Raw genomic sequence first — 22,276 nt, 5'->3', positions numbered from 1 at the left:
AGTCAGCGGCTCCCGGTCGGTTCTTTCAGTTCAGCCAACAGAGGCCAGCGAGTCATCATTTGTGTTAAGCGCGTTTGACGGGAAATATCAATATAGTTTATTTCGGGCAAGGAAAAAGCCAGACTCAATACATGCAGGTCGTCGCGCATTTCTGAACTGACTGGCGTATGCAAGTGTGCAAATTCATCGTTCATTCCGCGCCTCTGAAAAAACAGGCTATATTAGCTAACTATAGCAATAAATTAATGATAGCAACGGCGGAGGGGGAAATAGCCACGGAGTGATTGACTTAGAGTATGACGAGTTTAAACGGGAAAGTTGTGATCCCCGATAGCGGTGCTAAAGTTTAAAGATATATTTTATTGGCAATGGATCCGAGTGCTAATAACGGAAAAATCAGCATATGATGCAATCCTTTTCACTAGGTGTCCGCCAGCTTTGGGGTGAATTATCATCATTGCAGTTGCCGGGTTTCTATTGGGTTAATATTGACCGTCAGGAAGATGCCTCCTTATTCTGCCAACAATTAATCAGCGTTCAACAACCAGATGCCCGAGTGGCGTTAATAGGTTGTGGCGAAAATATCCAGCCCCTGTTTAGCCCTTTATCGGTAACGCGTTTAAAGCAATTGCCTTGCTATATCCTACCGCAAGAAAAGGCCGCGCTGATTAGTTTCACTGACGATTTGATGCGAACATTAAAGCCAAGAAAACGGTTATTCATTCTTTATGCGCCTGCCAGTCTTTGGCAGGATTTTACGCCGGAAAATATAACGCGCTGGGTGACGGAAACCGGTGACTGGTTGCATCAGCGGCAATGTACGCTGATTGTTCTCAGCCACGGCAGCGGCGTCGGTAGGCTGAAAAATATGCTTATTTCGCAGCACCGCGCCTTGTATGGCTTATCCAGCCTGCAATGGCAGCAGGATCGCGCACAGTATCTGGTGTCCTGGTGGAGCATGGAGCGTGGCATGAACGCCAATCAGGTGCAGATGTTGCAACCTGAAACGGACGGTTGGCGGATGGTGGTAGAGGATGAGTCGGTGTCTACGCCTTTTCTGGGTGATGACGGGTTATATTTGGCGGAGAAAAGCGTACTGGAAGGGGCGCCAGCTTTATCGGAAAGTTGGCAAGTTTTTGATAATAGTGAAATTCTTACTCAGAGGGGAATGCTGACGCATGCCGCCACCCTGATCTTTGCCCTTAACCACACCAGCCAGGTCAACACCCTTGCCAGACAGGTTCATAGCCTGCGCCGCCAGCGTGGCAACATGCTGAAGATTGTGGTGCGGGAAATGAAGCCTTGTCTGCGAGCCAGCGATGAACGTCTGTTGCTGGCGTGCGGCGCCAATGTGATTGTGGTGCATACCGAGCCGCTTTCCCGTTTTCTTTCCCGCCTTGAAAGTGTGCAGGGGCAGCGTTTTACCAGGCATGTTCCGCTGGATATCGAGACGTTGCTGACCATGATGCGGCCTTTACAGATTAAAGGCTATCTGCCGCCCAATACGTTCAGACTGTCTGTTCAGATGCTTATCGACAACATAGCGATACCGGAAGGCGGTAAAGGTATTTTGATCGCGTTACGCCCGGTGCCTGGATTACGTATCCATCAATCATTAACACTTTGTAATATAAGGCGTTTAGGTGACATTGTTACCATAGCGCGGGGGCGTTTGTTTCTGTTTCTTTCTTCCTGCCGAATGAATGAATTGGATACTGCGCTGAAATCAATTTTTCGGTTACCGGTGGATGAGATATTCAGTAACCGTCTGGTATGGTCGCAGGATTTACAAATTGTTTCTGAAATCAATATGTTATCAGAAAGTAATAAAAATGAGCCGCCGCCGTTGGCGAATGATTACCTTCATTTACGCCAGAGTGAACCGGAACAGAAAAGTCAGGCAGTACGACATCAGCCCACTACTATTACGCTACTCAATGGCGATCAGAGAGAAAAAGCATGATGAATTTAAGCGATATAGTACAACTGGTGCTGTTGAGTGCAGTGGTATTTCTCTCTCTTGGCTATATTGGCCATCGCTTTATTCTCCGGTGGTTTCAGAATTTGAAGTATCGGTTGTTATCACCTGGCTATCTGAAACCCGCAGGCGTTTGGATGCGTGACGGCTCCTCATCAAAGATTAAGAAATAGAATGGACGAGAAAAAACGCACGCAACAACAGCAAAAGGCATGGCGCCATTGGCGCGGGCTTGGCGGCTGGAATGTCTATTTTTTGCTGAAATTCTTCCTGCTGTGGTTTGGTTATCTTAATTTTCATCCGTTGCTCAACCTGATATTTCTGGCGTTTCTGCTGATGCCGATCCCTGCGGAACGGTTGCATCGTTGGCGGCATATCATGGCTATTCCTGTCGGGCTCGGGTTGTTCTATCACGATACCTGGCTGCCGGGAGTCAGCACTATTTTCGGCCAGGGAACACAGGTCGCCAGCTTCAGCGGGGCGTATCTGCTGGAGTTATTCAACCGCTTTATTAACTGGCAAATGATCGGTGCTGCGCTGGTCATTGTGGTGGCGTATCTGTTTTTATCTCAATGGATTCGTATTACGGTATTTACCGTTGCCATTCTGGCGTGGTTAAACATGATTAATCTTACCGGGCCGATGATTTCGCTAACGCCGACGACAACGGTTGCCAGCGGATCGTCAGACGTTACCGGCGGTGTATCACCGTTACTCGTCGCCAATCTACCCCCGACCGATGAGAATCTGACCGCTTACCTGAATCAGTTTTTTGAGCGGGAAAAAAGCAGGAGTACCGTCTTTCCCGCTTCGCTGCCAGTAGATGCACAACCTTTTGATATATTGATTATTAATATTTGCTCGCTTTCATGGTCAGATTTGGAAGAAACCCAGTTGGAGAATCATCCGCTGTGGAGCAATTTCGACATACTTTTTAGTAATTTCAATTCAGCCACCTCTTACAGCGGCCCGGCATCAATACGTTTATTACGGGCAAGCTGTGGTCAGGAGTCTCATATCGATTTGTATCAACCCGCTAATCAGCAGTGCTATCTGTTTAATAATCTGGCTAATCTGGGTTTTGAAAAGCAACTTATGCTCGATCATTCCGGCGTGTTCGGCTCTTATCTGCAAGAAGTGCAAAAAGAAGGCGATATGCAGATACCGGTGATGTCGCAGGCGGGCATCAGCAATCAACTGGCTTCGTTTGATGGAGAACCTATTTATAACGATCTGGAACTGCTTAACCGCTGGTTGGGTAATCGCCAGACGGCGGGAGCAGAACGCAATGCGACTTTCTTCAACCTTATTGCGCTGCATGACGGTAACCGCTTTGTCGGCGACCTTAAATCCGCTGATTATACAGCGCGAGCAAAAACGTTATTTGATCAACTGGATACGTTCTTTAATGCGTTGGAAAAATCAGGGCGAAAGGTCATGGTTATTGTCGTGCCGGAGCATGGCGCGGCACTGGCGGGAGATAAAATGCAGATGTCAGGGTTGCGTGATATTCCCAGCCCAAGCATTACGCATGTCCCAGTCGGCGTGAAGTTATTCGGCTTACCAACGCCGCGCCAGGACAGACCGTTGGAAATTAAATCGCAGAGCAGCTATCTGGCTATTTCAGAATTGGTTGTGCGGATGTTGGATGGAAAAATATTTTCTGCATCATCTGTTGACTGGCAGACGCTGATAAAAGATTTACCGCAAACGGAAGCGATTTCGGAAAATGAGAACGTTATTTTGATTCAGTATCAGGGTAAACCTTATATTCGTCTTAATGGCGGAGACTGGGTGGCATACCCGCAATAATTCTCACGTCAGGGGGGAGCGTCGATTTTTCCGCCCCTTTACCCATCCCCGCCGCCACATTCCCGTATACACAAATTCATCGTAGTATTTTACATGCGCGACAACTTAAGTCTCATTTTCTGGCTTGTGGGGGGCATATCCCCTATGCTGAGGCCGCTTATTCGTCGATAGGGAGCCAGTACCGGCGGGGGCTTAGGATTAAGATGAAATCCGCTGGGGGCAATAACAAAACCGCATTGAGGCAACGATAAGCTGTCTTATACTACCGGGGTTTCATCAGGCTTACATGATGGAGTGGACACCTCGTCAATAAGCATTTTAAGCTCAGAATCAGGTAAATTGGCCACCTATTTGGTCTTTTAACCTAAATATGGCAGCAATACGGGATTGACGGAGAAAGTGCTTGCGGCTCAGACGTTCATTAACTATTAAGCAGATGACAGCCGTGTCCGCTGTGGCACTGGTGACCATCAGTCTTTTTATAGTGATACAGCTTTTTCACTTCGTGAATCAACGTCGTGAAGACTATGCCAGGCAACTGGAGGTTATCGCTTATTCTGTGCGCCAGCCCTTGACGGAAGCCATGTTGCAGGGAGAAGTGCAACGGGCCGAAGATATTCTGAACAATTTATTGCCGGTCGGCTTTCTGAGCCGCGCGGATGTGCTCTTGCCAGATGATTTCCAGACGCTACATGCCAATTTCCCGACGGAACGAGCGGTGCCGAATTGGATAGCCAGGATTTTTGAGCTGCCGATACGCATTTCCGTGCCATTGTATTCTCCGCCACAGACACAATATTCGACGCCACTGGCGCATTTGGTGTTGCAGGCTGACTCTTATCGCATGTTCCAGTTTATTGTGAGTACCTTCTCGACCATGCTGGCGACTTACCTGCTATTGGCGCTTATTTTGTCCATCGCCATTACCTGGTGTATGAACCGGCTGATGGTGTATCCGTTGCGTGCAATCATTGCCGAATTGCAGAATCTGTCAGCGCAGGAGATCCCCCGCCATCAATTGACGCTGCCGCAATGGCATCAGGATGATGAGTTCGGGGTGCTGGTTCGCAGTTATAACCGCAACCAGCAATTGCTGGAGCAGTCACTTTTTGCCGCCGCCGCGCAGCATGATTTTTTTGATAAGGCTGATTTTGTTATGCATCTGAAGCAGTGGCTGGCAGAAAATACACGGTTTAGCCTTATGGTGATCGGCCTTGAACCGTTACCGGCGGATAGCGATAGCAAAATTCCCCATCCCCTGATTAATCAGCTAAAGGCTGCGGTTAATGAGCAGCAGGAAGGACGACGTGTTTTATTGGCCCGATTGGATAACGATGAGTTCGCGGTGCTGGGAAAACAGTGGGTGAGTGTGGAGCAGGCGCAAGCCTGGGCGCAGAACGTCATTATGCAAATAAATGCCCCGTTTATGTTAACAAACTGTCAACCATCTCCGCATACCGCCTGTGTGGGTATTCTCCACATTGACGCCCCCCGTGCCGAAGAGACGAAGAATGCCGCGCTCTTGCTGTCACAAGCGCGTTTGGCTATGCAACTGGCTCGTCATGACAGCAAGAATGGCATTCACGTTTTCCATCAATAACCCTTTTCTTCAGTGTTAATCATTGCGTAATTCGGCTTCTTGTTACAAATAAATTGCGTTGTTGTTGAATATTTACTTCAACTGAAGCGTTTCCGCTCTTGTTTTTAACTTTGTGTTCACAAACTAAAGTTATAAAACATTTCCAGGCTGTTAGTGCGGTGTTATTTTCCGGCGCAATCACAGGTGGTGTTTACTATACTTACTTTATCGTCCACCTGTGTCCCCCATCATAGGACGTGCGTATGAAAACATCTATTTTCAAAAGTCTTTATTTTCAGGTGCTTACTGCCATCACGGTAGGGATACTGTTAGGCCATTTCTATCCGGAACTGGGCGAGCAGATGAAACCTCTGGGTGATGGGTTTGTTAAATTAATTAAAATGATCATCGCGCCAGTTATTTTTTGTACGGTGGTGACCGGTATTGCCGGTATGGAAAGCATGAAGTCCGTGGGTAAAACCGGTGCGGCCGCCCTGCTGTATTTTGAAGTGGTCAGCACCATTGCCTTGATCATCGGTCTGATCGTTGTCAATGTGGTGAAACCTGGCGCGGGGATGAATGTTGACCCTGCCGCTCTGGATGCCTCCGCCGTTGCGGTTTATACCCAGCAGGCCTCTCAGCAGGGGCTGATTCCGTTCCTGATGGATGTGATCCCTTCAAGTGCGGTTGGCGCGTTCGCCAGTGGCAATATTTTGCAGGTATTGCTGTTTGCGGTGATGTTCGGTTTTGCCCTGCATCGGCTTGGCCCAAAGGGCAAAATGATTTTTGATGTGATCGAAAGTTTCTCCAAAGTCATTTTCGGTATTATCAATATGATCATGCGGCTGGCTCCTTTGGGCGCGTTCGGCGCTATGGCGTTCACCATCGGTAAATATGGGGTGGGGACGTTGGTGCAGTTAGGCCAACTGATCATCTGCTTCTATGTCACCTGCCTGCTGTTCGTCTTCCTGGTGCTGGGCAGTATCGCCAAAGCAACGGGCTTCAGCATCTTCAAATTTATCCGTTATATCAAAGAAGAACTGCTGATCGTGTTGGGAACCTCCTCTTCTGAATCCGTGCTGCCGCGGATGCTGGAAAAGATGGAGAAAGTCGGGTGTAAGAAATCGGTCGTCGGGCTGGTTATTCCTACCGGTTATTCATTCAATCTGGACGGCACCTCGATCTATCTGACGATGGCGGCGGTATTTATTGCGCAGGCAACCAACAGCCATATGGATATCTGGCATCAAATTACGCTGCTGGTGGTGTTGCTGCTCTCTTCCAAAGGGGCGGCGGGGGTAACGGGCAGCGGGTTTATCGTGCTGGCGGCAACCCTTTCTGCGGTTGGCCACCTGCCCGTAGCAGGCCTGGCGTTAATTCTGGGTATTGACCGCTTTATGTCGGAAGCCCGTGCGCTGACCAACCTGATTGGCAATGGCGTAGCCACCATCGTCGTCGCGAAATATTGCCATGAGCTGGATGAGAAACAGATGGATGCGGTACTGTCCGGCGATAAGAATAAGGACGATAAAGCAGCGGAACCGACGACGTTGCCATAATCCGCGCTTTTTCCTCTTGTCCTGACCTTTCCCCACTGCACGGTTGTGCCGTGGGGAAGGTTTTTTCAGCCCCTGACGATGAATCACAGCACGGAAAACGCCGAACGCTTGCGGCGCAGGCGCGGGTTCAGCGCATCGCTCAATAAATTCAGCGCCATCACCGTCAGCATAATGGCCATGCCTGGGATGGCCGTCCTATTGTCAGCAGCGGGTTCAGTGAGGTCACCGGCTCCTGAAAAATCATTGAGATGCCGTTGCCGCGCACGCTGGCCAGTTGCCGTTCTCCCAAACGCAACAGGTCTTTTCCACCGAGGGTAATGGCGCCGCTGACTTTCGTCTGCATCGGCAGTAGCCTCATAATACTCAACGCCGTAGTGGACTTGCCGCAACCCGATTTTCCCACCTGCGCCAGCATTTCTTCCTTTGCGATACGCAGATCGAGATTATCCACCGCTACATGCGCGGGGAAGTGAACGCTTAACCCCTGTATATCCAGTAATGCCGTCACCCGATACCTTAAGTCTGTTTCCCCTGACAGTAATCGGTTACTTTAATCGTGACGGCTTTTTGTGTTCTATGATGACTTCTTATTAGTTATATTTGTTGCTTATATATAGGCTGCGAATTTTTTTAACGGCTTACTCCGTTTTCTCTTTCAGCGGGAAACGCCTGCGCACCACAACGAAAAACAGCGGGATGAAAAAGATGGCCAGAATCGTCGCGGAGACCATGCCGCCGATGACGCCGGTGCCCACGGCGTGCTGGCTGGCGGAGCCTGCGCCGTTGCTGGTGGCCATCGGCAGTACGCCGAAAACAAATGCCATCGACGTCATCAGTATTGGCCGCAACCGTTGGCGTGACGCCTCCAGCGTCGCTTCAACCAGATCCCGCCCACGCTGATTCATCTCATTGGCAAACTCGACAATCAGGATGGCATTCTTCGCCGCAAGGCCGATCACGGTCAGCAGCCCTACCTGAAAATAAACATCGTTTTCCAATCCTCGTCCCCAGGTGGCCATCAATGCTCCCAGCACGCCGAGCGGCACCACCAGCATGACGGAGAAAGGGACGGTCCAGCTTTCATACAGTGCCGCCAGACACAAGAACACCACCAGCAGCGAAATGGCGTACAGTGCCGGCGCCTGTGCGCCCGTCAGCCTTTCCTGATAGGACATTCCCGTCCATTCCAGGCCAACACCTTCCGGTAATTTTTTCACCAGCGTTTCCATGATGTTCATGGCAGTGCCGGAGCTGACGCCTGACGCGGCTTCTCCGACGATCTCCAGCGAGGAATAGCCATTATAACGCTCCAGGCGCGGTGAACGGCTCTCCCATGAGGTTTGCGCAAAAGCGGTAAACGGCACGATCCCGCCATTATGGTTGCGGACATACCATCTGCTGATATCGTCCGGCAACATGCGATATTTTGCCGCCGCCTGAACATACACTTTTTTCACCCGCCCACGATCCATGAAATCATTAACATAAGTGGAGCCCCAGCCGGTTTGCAGCATGTTGTTGATGTCGTCGATAGACACGCCCAGCGCCTGAGCTTTGCGTTGGTCAGTGTCAATCTGTAGCTGCGCGTTGTCATCCAGACCGTTATGCCGCACCCGCGTCAGATTAGGGTTGTCGTCAGTCATCGTTAATAGCTGGTCGCGTATCTGCATCAGCGCATCGTGGCCTAATCCGGCGTGATCCTGCAATTGCATGGTAAAACCAGCCGCATTGCCCAGGCCGTTAATAACCGGCGGGCTGTTGGCGATCACCCGCGCCTCGTTGATGTCACGAAAAGCCCTGGTGGCGCGTTCGATAATGGCAAAGGAGCTATTTTCCGCGCCCGTCCGCTCATCCCAGTCTTTCAACCGTACAAACAGACGCGCCACGTTTTGTCCGTTCCCGCCAGGGCCGGAACCCACGGTGGAGAATACCGAGACGACATTGTTTTGTTCTCTGGTGAGATAATAGTCCTCAATTTTCTGTACCACTTTCAATGTTTGTTGCTGTGTCGAGCCGGGCGGCAGTTGTACCTGTGTCGTGAATACGCCCCGATCTTCCTGCGGCAGAAATGACGTAGGCAGCCTGATAAACAGAAACGCCATGACGCCGATAATGCCAAGATAAAGCAGCATCCAGCGGCCGCTACGGGCCAGGATCTTCGCGACGCCTTGTTCATAGCGCGACGCACTACGGTTGAAATTGCGGTTAAACCAGGCGAAAAACCCCTTACGGCCATGATGCTGCCCTTTGACGAGGGGCTTGAGCAGGGTGGCGCACAGCGCCGGGGTGAGGATCATCGCCACCAGCACCGACAGGCTCATGGAGGAAACGATGGTAATGGAAAACTGGCGGTAGATGGCGCCGGTCGTACCGCCGAAAAAGGCCATAGGGACAAAAACCGCCGACAGCACCAGCGTAATCCCCACCAGCGCGCCCTGGATCTGCTGCATCGACTTGCGTGTCGCTTCTCGCGGGGGAAGGCCTTCCTCACTCATAACGCGCTCAACGTTCTCCACCACCACAATGGCGTCATCCACCAGCAGACCGATCGCCAGCACCATCGCGAACATGGTCAGGGTATTGAGACTGAATCCGCAGGCGTAAAGCACCGCCAATGTGCCCAGCAGCACAACCGGCACGGCGATAGTGGGGATCAGGGTGGCGCGGAAATTCTGTAAAAACAGATACATCACCAGAAAAACCAACAGCACCGCTTCAAACAGGGTTTTCACTACATCGGTGATAGAAGCCTTAACAAAAGGCGACGTTTCATAGGCGATTTTGGCCTCTAATCCCTGAGGGAAATAGTGCGACAGCGCCTCGATACGCGCACGAACCAGCTTGTCCGTCTCCAGTTCATTGGCGCCAGAGGCCAGTTTGACCCCCAGACCTGAAGCCGCCTGGCCGTTATACCGGCTGAGGAAGTCATACCTTTCCGCACCAAGCTCTACCTCGGCGACATCAGCCAGCGTCACCGCTGAACCGTCCTGATTTACACGCAGGGTAATATCACGAAACTGCTGCGGGGTTTGCAACAATGACTGGGCATTAATGGCGGCATTCAGCGTCTGATTATCCACCGACGGCGTGCCGCCCACCTGACCGGCGGAAACCTGGCTATTTTGTGTCTCAATGGCCGACACCACATCTTCGGTGGTAAGCGTGTAATCCGCCAGCTTCAAAGGATCAAGCCAGATACGCATCGCATACTGCGAGCCATAGGCGTCTACCTCGCCGACGCCGTTGACGCGACTGAGCGGCTCCTGAATGTTACTGGCGACATAGTCTGCAATATCCTGTTTATCCATGCTGCCGTCGGTGGAAACAAAGGCAATCATCAGGATATTGGCATCCCCGGTTTTGCTGACCGTCACCCCTTGCTGCTGTACGGCCTGCGGGAGTTTTCGCAAAGCGGACTGCAACTGGTTCTGCACCTGCTGGCGGGCTTCATTCGGGTTGGTTCCCGCTTCAAAGGTGAGCGTAATCCTGGCCTGTCCGGTGTTACTGCTGTCTGAAGCCATATACATCAAATTATCAAGCCCGGTCATACTCTGCTCGATAACCTGTGTGACGGTATTCTCAATAGTTTGCGCGGACGCGCCGGGGTAGTTGGCGTTAATCCGCACGCTGGGCGGCGCGAGATCGGGGTATTGCTCGATGGGCAGCGAAATAACCGCCAGCGTACCGCACAAACTGAGCAAAATTGCCAACACCCAGGCAAAAATAGGGCGATCGATAAAAAAATTCGCCATCGAAATGCAGCTCCTCGGCAGTGTGTTATACGCGATGAACAGGCAAATATAATCACTGTCGCAGAGCGCGCCAGTGGTATTACTTTATCCGGCAACCTTTGGGGAATCGTGGAAAAATTAAGGAGAAAGTGTAAATTATCGTCGTAAAATGTCGGGCTGTGTTGGCCCGCCGGTATTTATAGACCGCAGGTAAGTGGTGCGAAACTATACGCCGGAGTGCCCCTCGGTACGATAGACCCGTGTATCTCAGGCTTGCAGGCGACTTTGTCGGCAACCGCAATTTTTTTCCTTTTTTTTTGGATATATTTCACCTCTTAAAGCGACATAGATAAAAGCGTGTGGTCGAAGGGGATGGTACACTTCGCTTTTCCCATTTTCCGAAGTACATCCACGGGAGCGTTTGGCGGCAAACGCAAGGCCACTATTGTTATCAACAATTGGATAGTTATTTAAGTAGGGGTTCACATGCAGGGCACCAAAATTGGATTTTTAGTTGGTGGAATGTTGCTGGCACTTGTCGGCAGCAACGTGCAGGCTGAAGCACTACAACCCGATCCTGCCTGGCAGCAGGGTAAACTTGATAATGGTTTTACCTGGCAATTACTGACTACACCGCAGCGTCCGGGCGACTGGGTCGAATTACGGCTGATGGTTAATACCGGTTCGCTGGTGGAAAATGCTCAACAATCAGGGTTCGCACATTTTATTACCCGGTTAGCATTAACGCCTGGTGATAATTTTTCGGCAGCGCAGTTGGCCTCTCTGTGGCAACAAAAAGATAACGGCACGCGTTCGCTGCCGCCGGTTATCACGTCATATGATTCCACCCTTTACAATCTGAGTTTGCCGAATAACCGACCGGAGCTGCTGAAAGAAGCCTTAAGCTGGCTGTCAGAAACAGCCGGACAACTGGTTATCAGCGATCAACGTATCGACACGGCACTCAATACGCCCGACCAGGTGGCAACCTTCCCGATTAATCCACAAGATCCCAGTTGGCGTTATCGATTGAAAGGATCTGCGCTGTTGGCTCACGATCCGGGACAGGCCGTCACCACGCCGTTAAACCGTGAGCAACTTGAGCAATTTTATAAAACCTGGTACACGCCAGACGCCATGACGCTCTACATTGTCGGCCATGTCGACAACCGCGCCATTATTGAGCAAATCGGCAAAGCGTTCTCCTCTCTGCAAGGTAAACGCGAAGCCCCGGCGCCTGTACCCACGTTAAGCCCATTGCCGCCTCAGGCTATCAGCCTGATAAATAAAAACGTTCAGCAGGATACATTGTCATTGGTATGGGATACGCCGTGGCACCCGATTCGGGATGCCGAGACGCTAGTCCGTTACTGGCGAAGTGATTTAGCGCGGGAAGCCTTGTTCTGGCATGTGCAGCAGGCGTTGAAAAAAAGTCAGCAGAAAGACACTAACCTCCGTTTCGACTGCAATGTGGTGTATACCCGCGCACAGTGCGCCATTCATATGGATATTCCCGGTATCGACAGCGTGATGCCGGGTATGACGTTGATGGCTCAGGAGTTAGTGGATCTGAGAGATAACGGGCTGACGCAGCAGGAGTTTGACTCTTTGATCGCAGGTAAAAAGGATGAGTTGAGCAAACTGTTCGCCACTTATGCCCGCACCAGCACCGATATTCTGATGGAGCAGCGCTTACGCTCACAGCAGAATGGCGTGGTGGATATTGCGCCGGAACAGTACCAGCAACTGCGGCAGGCTTACCTGTCCTGGTTGACTCGGGATGTGTTGAATCAGGCGTTGCACCAGCAGCTTTCACAGGAAGCTACCCTGATGCTGATACAACAGCAGGGTGAGCCGGAAGCCAATATGAAAGAGCTTCAGGCCGCATATAGCCGGATTATGACCCCGACGGCGGATGCCGCCGTGGAAGATCCCAAAACGCAAGATGGAGCGCCCGCGTCCGCCGCACCATAACCTGTAAAAGCCGCGTAAGCGGCTTGTCCTGCTCTAAGAGGGCATGGCGTCGTGCGGGATAATGGCGCCGCGATATTGAATCACCGTGCTGGCGGTCAGATGGCCGCGACGCGCCGCGTCCTGTGCGCTGCCGCCATTCAGACGAACAGCCAGATAACCTGCGCTGAAAGAATCCCCTGCTGCGGTGGTATCGACCACTTTCTCTTTTGGCAGCTTTACGGCGGGGACGTTGATCACGGTTTGCCCCTGTTCTGAAACCAGGCAGGCGTCCGCGCCGCGCTTAATCACAATCTCTGCCACGCCTAAACCGTGTGTTCGCTCAAGCACATCGGCAACCGGTTTGCTTCCCCACAACATATCTTCATCATCTAACGTCAGGAAGGCGATATCTGTGCAGGACAATATATCGCTATAGGCTTTCTGTGTTTCTTCCCTGCTTTGCCACAGGCGTGGGCGATAGTTGTTATCAAAAATAACTTTAGCGCCGTTGGCGCGGCAGGCGCGCAATAAGTCTAAAAGGCGGTGACGGCTGTCGACGTTGAGGATCGCCAGGCTGATGCCGCTCAGATACAGGTAATCAAACTGCGCCAGATGTTGGCAAATTTTTTCCGCATCGGTGCTATCCAGCCAATAGCGGGCGGCGGCATCGTTGCGCCAGTAATAGAATGTGCGCTCCCCGCGATCGTCGGTTTCGATAAAATATAAACCGGGTAATTTATTCTCCAGACGCTGGATCAGATCGGTTTTTACCCCTTCTTTTTGCCATGCGGCAATCATCTCTTCACTGAAACTATCGGTGCCGAGCGCGGTAACGTAGTGAACGCCCAATGCCTCAGGCTTGACCTGGCGTGCGATATACACGGCGGTATTCAGAGTATCGCCGCCAAATCCACGGTTAAGATCCGTGCCTTTTTGCGACAATTCAATCATGCATTCGCCGATTACGGCAATGTTGTTAGTTGTCATCAACGCTGGCCTGTTTGAAAAAATAAGAAGTCAGTAAATGCGGAATAACTTTCAGTCTTAACGTAACGGGACATTGAGTCAATAGCATTAAAACGATGTTTTATTTTTTTCATGATATAGATCGAAAAACCGGGGCTTTCCGATCCATTCTGCCAGCGGTGATCCGGGGACGGGAAGGGCTATTTACCGCGAAGATGGGTGACGCTTTCCCCGCCAATACCCCAGTTGTCGGTATCCACTTCATCGATTACCACTACCGTAGTAGCGGGGTTTTTCCCCAATGTATCGACAAGAAGTTGCGTCACGCCGGCGATAAGGGTTTTCTTTTGCTCGGCGGTGGCGCCTTCACGGGTGATCTTAATATTGACATACGGCATAAACGCTCCTGTTTGGGGTTAATAATCGAGAATGAATGGGTTATGTCGACTGATCTTTTTGCTGCGCGTCATCTTGCTGTTCATTACGGTCTGTCGAGATATCGCCTTTATAATTTGCGGTGGCGATCCAGGCTGCACAAAATAGCGTGAGCCGGGCGAACAAATAGAAAAATGCCATCAACCCGATAACGGAACCAAACGCGGCGCCGGAGGGAGAACTCGCCAGTTTAGGCAATGCGACGGTCATGGCAAATTTAATCGCTTCAAAACCAATGGCGGCAATTAACGTACCCCGGAACAGCGCCTTACGTTTAGGTTTATGCCGCGGTAAAACAAAGAATATCCATAAAAATAACAAATAGTTGGCAAAAATTGAAATCGAAAGTGCGATCAGGGTCAGCGCCGGGCGCAGCCACTCAACGCCCCCCAAACCCAGTGCGTTGACGATAATGTTCTGCGCCGTCCCGGCGACGGAAGTCAGAAACAGCGTAATAGCCAGTGCCACCATCAGCCCGGTCAGCGACAGAAAATCGCGGGTATATTGAAAGTAGATCTTCTCTTCATCCTGCGGGTTGCGCTCCCAGACATCGCGTGACTGTGCACGGATCGCCTCGCGTAAATTGCCTATCCAACTGACGCCGGAATAAAGGGCGATGAGCAACCCGGTGATCCCGACAGTGGTACGCTGCTGAATGGCGGTATTCACCGTATTTTTCAGCGTATTGGCCAGGCTGGGATCGCTGATGCTGTTGACGATTTTGTTAATCAACTCAGTAAGAAGGTCTGGATTTGAGGCCAGCACGAAACCCACCGCAGCAAAGGAGACCATTAGTATCGGTATCAGCGACAAAAAGGAAAAATAGGTGATCGCCGCGCCAAACTGATTCCCCATCCGGTCATTAAAGCGCTCGCCTGCACGGATCATATGCGCCACGCTGGGAACGGCTTGTACACGTTGCAGCCAACCTTTGGCCCGGGTCAGCAAGGTCCGGGGCTGTGATGATGCTTCACCCTGGGTTTTGGCGGCGGGGGACGGCTGAGAATGACGCTCCGGGTCTGCCGGTACTGGCATTGATCTTCTCCTGCGGTCAGGTTTATGGCAGCGTTGCTGTGAGCTTGATTATAACCAACAATATGAGAATGTTGCGGTTATGGCCGAATAACCCCCTCTTCGTTAATAGCGTAGACTAATAATGGCGACCGTTACGATTGTCTTTCCCTTCCGTTTACAAAGCTGCGGTTCCTCACTATGGCTGTCTATAACTCTGTTGCGCTGAGTCAATGACGACAGTGAGAGTGGACTCACGTTTAAATCCCCGTACTTTGTGTTGAAATGCAATAAGGTGTTTAGCCTGTCAATCATCACCTGCCTTATGTTTCTCATTATTCTGAGAATTTTCCTTTTTTATTGTGATTTACTGTCCTGGACATGGAGATAATTCAATGAGTAAAAAGCCAACATATGATCCATACAGCCGTCGTCACTTTCTGAAATCAACCGGCGTCGTTATCGGGGCGCTGGGGGGCATGGCGTTATCCCGCCCTGCGCAAGCCGTGCCTGCCCCGGCGCCCGTACCGCAAAAATGGGATACCACGGTAGATGTGCTGGTTGTCGGCACCGGGTTTGCCGGGCTGGCGGCGGCGATTGAAGCGCGTAACGCGAAGGCGAACGTACTGATCATTGACAAAATGCCCCTGCTGGGCGGCAACTCCGTGCTCAACGGCGGGGATCTGGCCGCTGCGGGGTCGAAAATGCAAAAGGAACAGGGGATCAACGATTCGCCTGACCTGATGTATCAGGACATGATGAAAGCGGGTAACTGGCTCAATTACCCGGAACTGGCCAAAACCGTGGCCGAACATTCGGTGGAGGCGCTTGAATGGGCGCAGAGTATCGGCGCGGAGTTTAATGTCGTCAACTACCACGGTGGTCATTCGGTGAAGCGCGCACACCAGCTTGTGCAACGTTCCGGTTCAGGCCTGATTATGAAACAGCAGCAAAAAGCCAAAGAACTGGGGGCGGTTATCGAACAGAGAACCAAACTTTTGCGCTTGATCGTCGATCAGGATGGCTCGGTTGTCGGTGCTGAAGTCCGGCGGCGCTATAAATTCCCGGATGAGGACTCCGGCAATATCGCCTATATTCGCGCCACCAAAGGCGTGGTGCTGGCATCCGGCGGTTTTTCTCAAGGGGTGGCGTTACGCCAGATGTATGATCCCAGGCTGACCGAGGAATTTACCTCCACCAACCATCCGGGGGCCACCGGTGAGGCGATCATGGCGGCTTGCATGGTCGGCGCGCTGGATACCCAGATGGACTGGATCCAACTGGGGCCGTGGACCAGCCCCGACGAAAAGGGATTCGGTTATATACCGCAGTTTGTTGAACGCATCGTCGGCTATGGCCTGATGGTTGATCCGGTCAGCGGGAAGCGTTTCTTTAAAGAGACGGGTAATCGTAAAGAGCGTGCCGACGCCATTATCCAACTGGGTCATCCGGCGGTGATTATCGCTGATAAAACCAATACCATGAACATGGTGGATCCAGGGCAACGGGAGGGTGCGCTGAAAAATGGGTCGTTAAAAATGTTCAACACGCTGGAGGAGGTGGCGCAGGCTTATCAGATGCCGGTCGGCGCGTTTGTCGAACAGGTCAATCGTTGGAACGGATTCGTCAGCCAGCAAAGCGACCCCGATCTCGGCTGTATGATTTTCAAGGATGCGGCGCCTAATGTGACGCCGCCGTTCTATGCGGCGCGTCTGTGGCCGCGGGTACATCATACTATGGGCGGGCTGGCGATTAACAAAGACGCCCAGGTAATAGGTTTTGACCTGAAGCCGATTCCCGGTCTGTATGCCGCAGGCGAAACGATTGGCGGCGTGCATGGCGCGGTCAGGCTCGGCAGCGTCGCCATGACCGACTGCATTGTCTTTGGCCGTATCGCCGGGAAAAACGCTGCGCTTACTGCCTGAATACGAAAAACACACGGCCACCTGACGGTGGCCGTTACTGGCATTTGGTGGGGAACGGGGAAACCGCCGGATTAATTAATTCTGCCCGTAATAGGCGTTAGCGCCGTGTTTGCGTAAGTAGTGTTTATCCAGCAGCGAGGGTTGCATGTCACGGAGTCCCGGCATAAGCTGGCGTGCGAAAATCCCCATATAGGCGCACTCTTCCAGCACCACCGCATTGTGTACGGCGTCAGCGGCGCTTTTTCCCCAGGCAAAAGGCCCGTGGGAATTGACCAGCACCGCCGGCACCTGGAGAGGATCGATACCGCGATTGACGAAGGTTTCGATAATGACATCACCTGTGGCCCGTTCATATTGTCCGGCAATCTCCCGCTCCGTCATCAGGCGCGTGCAGGGAATCGAACCGTAAAAATAGTCGGCGTGCGTCGTTCCCCAGGCGGGAAGATCCAGCCCGGCCTGCGACCAGATGGTGGCGTGTCGTGAGTGGGTATGCACAATACCGCCGATGCCGTCAAAACGTTGATAAAGCGCTAAATGAGTCGCGGTATCGGATGAGGGCTTTTTATTTCCTTCGACCACCTCGCCGCTGGTCAGTTCGACAATGACCATGTCGTCAATGTCCATTTCATCGTATTCGACGCCGGAGGGTTTGATCACCACCAGCCCCTGCTGACGGTCAATCGCGCTGACATTGCCCCAGGTAAAGGTCACCAGACGGTGTTTGGGTAATGCCAGATTGGCGTCTAATACCTGCTGTTTCAGTTGTTCTAACATAGGAACCCTCCTTCCCGCATCCGGTCTTCAATCCATTTACGGGCGTTGATGATTTCCAGCACCGGCTCGCTGGCTTTCTCTGTCCACATTTCAATCAGGAATGCGCCGCGGTAATTCAGCTTTTTTAAATTCTGGAAGAGGCCGACGAAGTCAACGCAGCCTTGCCCAAAGGGAACGTCACGAAACTGGCCTTTGGATGTGGCGGTTACCGGATAAGTGTCTTTTAAATGGATGGCGGCAATACGATCGATCCCCAGCGCTAGTTCCTGCGGAATGTTATTACCCCAGGCGCTCAGATTGCCGATATCCGGATAGACGCTAAACCAGGGGGAGGAAAGCTGGCGATCCCATTCTTTCCATTTGGTGATGGAATTCATGAATTCCGTATCCATAATTTCGACCGCCAGCATAACCTGTGCAGCGGCGGCTTTGTCGACCGCCCACGCCAGCCCGTCGGTAAAGCGCTGTCGTGTACCGCTGTCCTGCTCTTCATAGTAGACGTCGTAACCGGCCAGTTGAATGGTGCGGATACCGAGATCGCGGGCCAACTGAATCGCCTGTAGCATAATCTCCTGAGCACGCTCACGGGTGGCCTGGTCATGGCTGCCGAAGGGGAACCGGCGATGAGCCGACAGGCACATGGAGGGGATCGTGACGCCGCTTTCCAGAATCGCCGTTACTAACGATGCCCGCTGCGCCGTGCTCCAGGCCAATCGGGCGAGGCGTTCATCTGTTTCATCAACAGACATTTCAATAAAGTCGAAACCACAGCTTTTGGCCAGCGCCAGTCGTTCCGGCCAGCTTAGTGATTTAGGCAGGGCCTTTTCATAAATACCCAGCGGGTGATGTCTCATGCGCGTTTACCCCAGATAGCATTGATTTGCTGGTGGAATGCGGTGGCGATAGCGGACGGATTTTCGGCATCGGCCAGCGCACGCCCGGCAATAAACGCTTGTACGGAAATATCGCTAAATAACGGCAGGTCGGCGGGCGTGATCCCGCCGGTAATGGACAGCTCAATCCCCAGTTCCGTCAGGGCGGCCATCGTTTTCAGATCATCCTGACTCCAGTTCTGGCCGCTTGCCTGCGCATCGCGTCCCCGGTGATAAATCGCCTGTTTTACGCCCAGCTTGCGCCATGCTTGCGCATCATCCAGCGTCCAGCGTCCGAACAGCTCGATCTGGATCTCGCCGCCGTATTGTGAGGCGACCTCCTGCGCTCTGGCGACGGTGGCGAGAGGGGCGGCGCATATCACCGTCATCCAGTTCGCTCCGGCGGAAAACGCCTGTTTTGCCAGCGTTTCACCCGCATCGGCGACTTTTAAGTCGGCCACGATAATATGCTCTGGACACTGTTCACGTAGCTTCCGAACGGCAGTCAGCCCCTCCGAGATGCAGAGAATGGTGCCTGCTTCAATAATATCGACATGCTTTTTGAGCTTTGCGACGGTCAATAATGCGGCGTCCAGATCCGTATGATCCAGTGCCAGTTGCAGCAATGGTCGGCTCATGCTTGATCACTCCTTGCGGGGGTAAGGGAGGCGCAACGGGTGTGATAACCCTGTAACGCTTCAATAAGATACTGATAATGCAATAACTTCTTTTGGTAAGCGGCTTGCGCGGCGGGATCGGGTTCAATGGTTTGCGCCGCGGGTTGCAGCTGGCGCTGTGCCTCGGTGAAGCTGGCGTAAACTCCGCTGCCGACCAGGGCCGCCAGCGCCGCGCCCAGACAACCGGTTTCCTCTACCTGGGGCAGTTCAACCGGTAGCCCGCTGACGTCCGCCAGGATTTGCATCCATACCCGTGAATGGGCGGGGCCGCCCGTGACGCGCAACGTATTAACCTGGTGGAAACGTTCCCGCATTCGCTTCAGGTGCGTCATATGACTGAAAATAACGCCTTCATAAACAGCCTGTAGCAAATGCTCCCGGCGGTGGAGAGACTGCAAGCCATAAAACCCGGCGGTCATCTCCAGCCCGGCGTTGCTGCCATAGAGAAACGGCAAAAACATCACCTCGCTACCCGCTTTGGGGAGGCTGGCGACGGCATGGTTAATCTCGTTGAAATCCGGCGCTCCCCACTGACCGGTTAGCCATTCCAGATTGGCGGATGAGGTCGGGCTGGCTTCATGAACGATATAGCGCCCGGCATCGGCATAGCGTCCATAAACATAAGGATGGGGTTCATGCGACCGTATTTCGGTGGCAATGCCGCTGGTCACCGCCCAGGTGCCCATCACGGCGTTTAACGTTGATTCATCATGTAAACCGGCGCATAGCGCGGTGGATACCACATCAAACAACCCGCCGACGACCGGCGTTCCCGCCATCAGACCGGTGAGCGTTGCCGCCTGCGGAGTAACTTCACCACATACCTGTGCGGAGCCGACGATAGGCGGCAGGGCGGATATGATTTCGCTGATGCCAAGCAGCGCGGCCAGCTCCGGTGCATAGGCGCCTTTATCCATATGATAAAGATTGGATTCGGAAATATTGGTTTCTTCACAATCTCGCTGGCCGGTCAGGCGAAAGCGTAAATAATCATGCGCCATCATGACGGAGCCAATCTGCCGGTAGCGTTCTGGCTGATGCTGTTTGATCCAGCGAAGTAGCGTGACGGGATGCCCGGTCCACAAGGTTTGCCGCGTGAGGGGATAAAGCTGCTGCGACATGCGGTGTTGCTGCCAGTGATGGACGATATCCATCGCCCGGCGGTCAGAGGACAGGATACCCCGGCCCAAAGGCCGGTGCTGTTTATCCAGCAGGAATAATCCCTTACCCTGAGCGGAAATGCCGATCCCCTTGATCTGATGACCTTTGACCCGACACCGCTGTAAAACGGCGGCGATTGTTTCCGCGCAGGCGGCCCATAACTGGCCCATATCGCGTTCGGCCCAGCCGGGATGATCGCTGATAACCGGCAACGGCTGGCGGCTAATGCCCTGTTCCCGCCCCTGGCTATCATATAGCCCGGCTTTTAGGTAAGTGCCCCCGCAGTCGATACCTAACCAATATTCCATTTTCGTCACCTTCGCTGGTGGCCGCAACACGCTGCGACCACGGTATTAATTACTTAAAATGTGGTTCGTTTCGTTTGTAATTGAGGACGGGATACCGGCTGCTGGTCGCATTTCCCCGGCAGAAGCAGCGCCAGAATGGCGGCGATAGCCAGCGAAATTGACAGGCAATAGACGCCCGCATCTTTGTTGTAATAGGTGATCAGCAGGCCGACGGCGTAAGGGCCGCAGAATCCGCCCAGATTACCGAGCGCATTGATCACGCCGCGGGCGCCCCCTGCCATTTCAGCGCTGAACAGTTTGGCGGGGATCGTCCAGAACACTCCGGCGGCGGCTTGCAGGAAGACGCCGCAACCCACCAGAGCGGCATAAGACCACCAAATATGCTGCTTCAACGTGACGGACAGGAACATGCAAAGCGCAAAGCCGGATAACGGCAGGAAAACGAACAGCTTGCGCTTGCCTGTTCGGTCAGACAGCAGCGAAACGATGTACATGCCCAGCATGGCGCCGACGAAAGGCAGGATGGCCAGCATCCCTACCTCTCCCATGCCGGTGTTGGTGAGTTCTTTCAGAATGGTGGGCAGCCACAGGGTGTAGCCATAAATGCCGGTTTGATAGAAAAAGTTGAGCGCAATGAGCTGCCACATGGTGCGATCGGACAACACTGCGGAAAGCGATGCGTTTTTCACGGCTTTTCCGGCGATGGCGCGTTGTTCTCTCTCCAGAGCGGCAATCAACCAGTTTTTTTCCGCGTCGGATATCCAACGCGCTTCCTGAGGGCGATCGCTGATGGTGAACATCCATAAAATCAGCACAAATGCCGATAACAATCCTTCGATAATAAACAGCCAGCGCCAGTCCATAGTGGAGATGATCCAGCCGGACAGCGGGGCGGTTATCATCCCGGCGATCGGAACGAACATAATGACGATGGCATTGGCCCGTCCCCGTTCTTCATCGGGAAACCAGTTGCTGATCATGGTCAGAACCACGGGCAACATCCCGCCTTCGGCAACGCCAAGCGCGAAGCGTAATGCCAATAACTGGTATTGGTTGGTTACCAGGCCAGTCAGGATGGAAATAATCGCCCAGGCTACCAGCGACCAGCCGATAAATTTTTTGCCGCTGCCGTGTACGGCGATTTTTCCGCCGGGAACCTGCAGGAATAAATAACCAATGAAGAAAATACCGCCCGCCAGACCTGCCATCGATGCGGTAATTCCCAATTCATCATCCATACCGCCCGGCATGGCGAACGCGATATTCACGCGATCCATATAAGAGATAATACATGTGATCAGGATTGGCGGGATAATCCTCAGCCAACGTTCTTTGGGAATATTCGTTTGTAGGGTACTTGAGTCTATGTTCATTTTACGTCATGCCTTAATCATTATTATTAAAATATCTTTCACAATAATGTGAAGAATCTTTCTTTCTGCTATGCAGAAAGGGCACTCTGTGAAACTGGCCGTCGGCAGATGAATGAATAATTTATTAAATTATCGCTCGTTAATTATTTTTATCTTTTTATT

18 protein-coding genes are annotated in these 22,276 nt (G+C 52.4%); 7 read left to right on the top strand and 11 right to left on the bottom strand.

All coding sequences use genetic code 11. The annotated features are described in order from the left end of the window. Positions 1-2: 2 nt before the first annotated feature. A complete protein-coding gene (bcsR, locus tag BIY29_RS05410; protein WP_121574128.1) occupies positions 3-194 on the bottom strand; it encodes a cellulose biosynthesis protein BcsR in 192 nt (63 codons plus the stop codon). 209 nt (positions 195-403) lie between these two features. Here bcsR and bcsE point away from each other — a divergent pair, with 209 nt between their 5' ends. The 5 genes from bcsE to BIY29_RS05385 all read left to right on the top strand — a co-directional run bounded on the left by bcsE (position 404) and on the right by BIY29_RS05385 (position 6,928). After that, the gene (gene bcsE, locus BIY29_RS05405) at positions 404-1,963 is read left to right on the top strand and encodes a cellulose biosynthesis protein BcsE (protein WP_121574127.1); all 1,560 of its coding nucleotides are present in this window, start codon (positions 404-406) and stop codon (positions 1,961-1,963) included. Beyond that, the gene (bcsF, locus tag BIY29_RS05400; protein WP_121574126.1) at positions 1,960-2,151 is read left to right on the top strand and encodes a cellulose biosynthesis protein BcsF; all 192 of its coding nucleotides are present in this window, start codon (positions 1,960-1,962) and stop codon (positions 2,149-2,151) included. The genes bcsE and bcsF overlap by 4 nt, the downstream gene beginning before the upstream one ends. A gap of 1 nt (position 2,152) precedes the next feature. Further along, positions 2,153-3,790, top strand: coding sequence for a cellulose biosynthesis protein BcsG (gene bcsG / locus BIY29_RS05395; RefSeq protein WP_121574125.1), 1,638 nt, complete (start codon positions 2,153-2,155; stop codon positions 3,788-3,790). 436 nt (positions 3,791-4,226) lie between these two features. Beyond that, positions 4,227-5,390, top strand: a complete 1,164-nt coding sequence (locus tag BIY29_RS05390; RefSeq protein ID WP_121574124.1) for a HAMP domain-containing protein — start codon at positions 4,227-4,229, stop codon at positions 5,388-5,390. Between the two features lie 242 nt (positions 5,391-5,632). Then, positions 5,633-6,928, top strand: coding sequence for a dicarboxylate/amino acid:cation symporter (locus BIY29_RS05385; RefSeq protein ID WP_121574123.1), 1,296 nt, complete (start codon positions 5,633-5,635; stop codon positions 6,926-6,928). A 163-nt stretch (positions 6,929-7,091) separates the two neighbouring features. Here the strand turns inward: BIY29_RS05385 and BIY29_RS05375 are convergent, their stop codons facing one another. After that, a complete protein-coding gene (locus BIY29_RS05375; RefSeq protein ID WP_121574122.1) occupies positions 7,092-7,436 on the bottom strand; it encodes an ATP-binding cassette domain-containing protein in 345 nt (114 codons plus the stop codon). Between the two features lie 130 nt (positions 7,437-7,566). After that, positions 7,567-10,680, bottom strand: a complete 3,114-nt coding sequence (acrD, locus tag BIY29_RS05370) for a multidrug efflux RND transporter permease AcrD (protein ID WP_121574121.1) — start codon at positions 10,678-10,680, stop codon at positions 7,567-7,569. Positions 10,681-11,145: 465 nt separating this feature from the next. On the opposite strand from acrD, the gene BIY29_RS05365 reads away from it, so the two are divergent. After that, a complete protein-coding gene (locus BIY29_RS05365; RefSeq protein ID WP_121574120.1) occupies positions 11,146-12,633 on the top strand; it encodes a M16 family metallopeptidase in 1,488 nt (495 codons plus the stop codon). A gap of 33 nt (positions 12,634-12,666) precedes the next feature. On the opposite strand, the gene kdgK is transcribed toward BIY29_RS05365, so the two are convergent. The 3 genes from kdgK to yhjD form a co-directional block, all read right to left on the bottom strand. Next, a complete protein-coding gene (gene kdgK, locus BIY29_RS05360; RefSeq protein WP_121574119.1) occupies positions 12,667-13,599 on the bottom strand; it encodes a 2-dehydro-3-deoxygluconokinase in 933 nt (310 codons plus the stop codon). Between the two features lie 179 nt (positions 13,600-13,778). Continuing rightward, complete coding sequence (locus tag BIY29_RS05355; RefSeq protein WP_121574118.1) at positions 13,779-13,976, bottom strand: 2-hydroxymuconate tautomerase family protein; 198 nt, start codon at positions 13,974-13,976, stop codon at positions 13,779-13,781. A 40-nt stretch (positions 13,977-14,016) separates the two neighbouring features. Next, positions 14,017-15,048 (bottom strand): inner membrane protein YhjD, encoded by a 1,032-nt coding sequence (yhjD, locus tag BIY29_RS05350; protein ID WP_121574117.1) that lies wholly within the window; start codon positions 15,046-15,048, stop codon positions 14,017-14,019. Positions 15,049-15,419: 371 nt separating this feature from the next. Between yhjD and BIY29_RS05345 the strand changes: the two genes are divergently transcribed. Further along, positions 15,420-16,949, top strand: coding sequence for a flavocytochrome c (locus tag BIY29_RS05345; protein ID WP_121574116.1), 1,530 nt, complete (start codon positions 15,420-15,422; stop codon positions 16,947-16,949). Positions 16,950-17,024: 75 nt separating this feature from the next. Here BIY29_RS05345 and araD read toward each other — a convergent pair whose 3' ends face one another. From araD to BIY29_RS05320, 5 genes are read right to left on the bottom strand one after another with little or no spacing between them, the layout of a single operon-like run. Further along, positions 17,025-17,723: an L-ribulose-5-phosphate 4-epimerase gene (gene araD, locus BIY29_RS05340; RefSeq protein ID WP_121574115.1), complete on the bottom strand. Its 699-nt coding sequence runs from the start codon at positions 17,721-17,723 to the stop codon at positions 17,025-17,027. After that, a complete protein-coding gene (locus BIY29_RS05335) occupies positions 17,717-18,577 on the bottom strand; it encodes an L-ribulose-5-phosphate 3-epimerase (RefSeq protein ID WP_121574114.1) in 861 nt (286 codons plus the stop codon). Before BIY29_RS05335 ends, araD begins: the two co-directional genes overlap by 7 nt. After that, the gene (gene ulaD / locus BIY29_RS05330) at positions 18,574-19,233 is read right to left on the bottom strand and encodes a 3-keto-L-gulonate-6-phosphate decarboxylase UlaD (RefSeq protein ID WP_121574113.1); all 660 of its coding nucleotides are present in this window, start codon (positions 19,231-19,233) and stop codon (positions 18,574-18,576) included. Before ulaD ends, BIY29_RS05335 begins: the two co-directional genes overlap by 4 nt. Further along, entirely contained in the window at positions 19,230-20,741 is a 1,512-nt protein-coding gene (locus tag BIY29_RS05325; RefSeq protein ID WP_121574112.1) for an FGGY-family carbohydrate kinase, read from the bottom strand. Before BIY29_RS05325 ends, ulaD begins: the two co-directional genes overlap by 4 nt. A gap of 53 nt (positions 20,742-20,794) precedes the next feature. Further along, positions 20,795-22,114, bottom strand: coding sequence for an MFS transporter (locus BIY29_RS05320; RefSeq protein ID WP_121574111.1), 1,320 nt, complete (start codon positions 22,112-22,114; stop codon positions 20,795-20,797). Positions 22,115-22,276 lie beyond the last annotated feature (162 nt).

This window comes from Brenneria alni (genome assembly GCF_003666245.1).
Classification (GTDB): domain Bacteria; phylum Pseudomonadota; class Gammaproteobacteria; order Enterobacterales; family Enterobacteriaceae; genus Brenneria; species Brenneria alni.
This window is presented reverse-complemented; position numbering and strand designations above follow the sequence as displayed.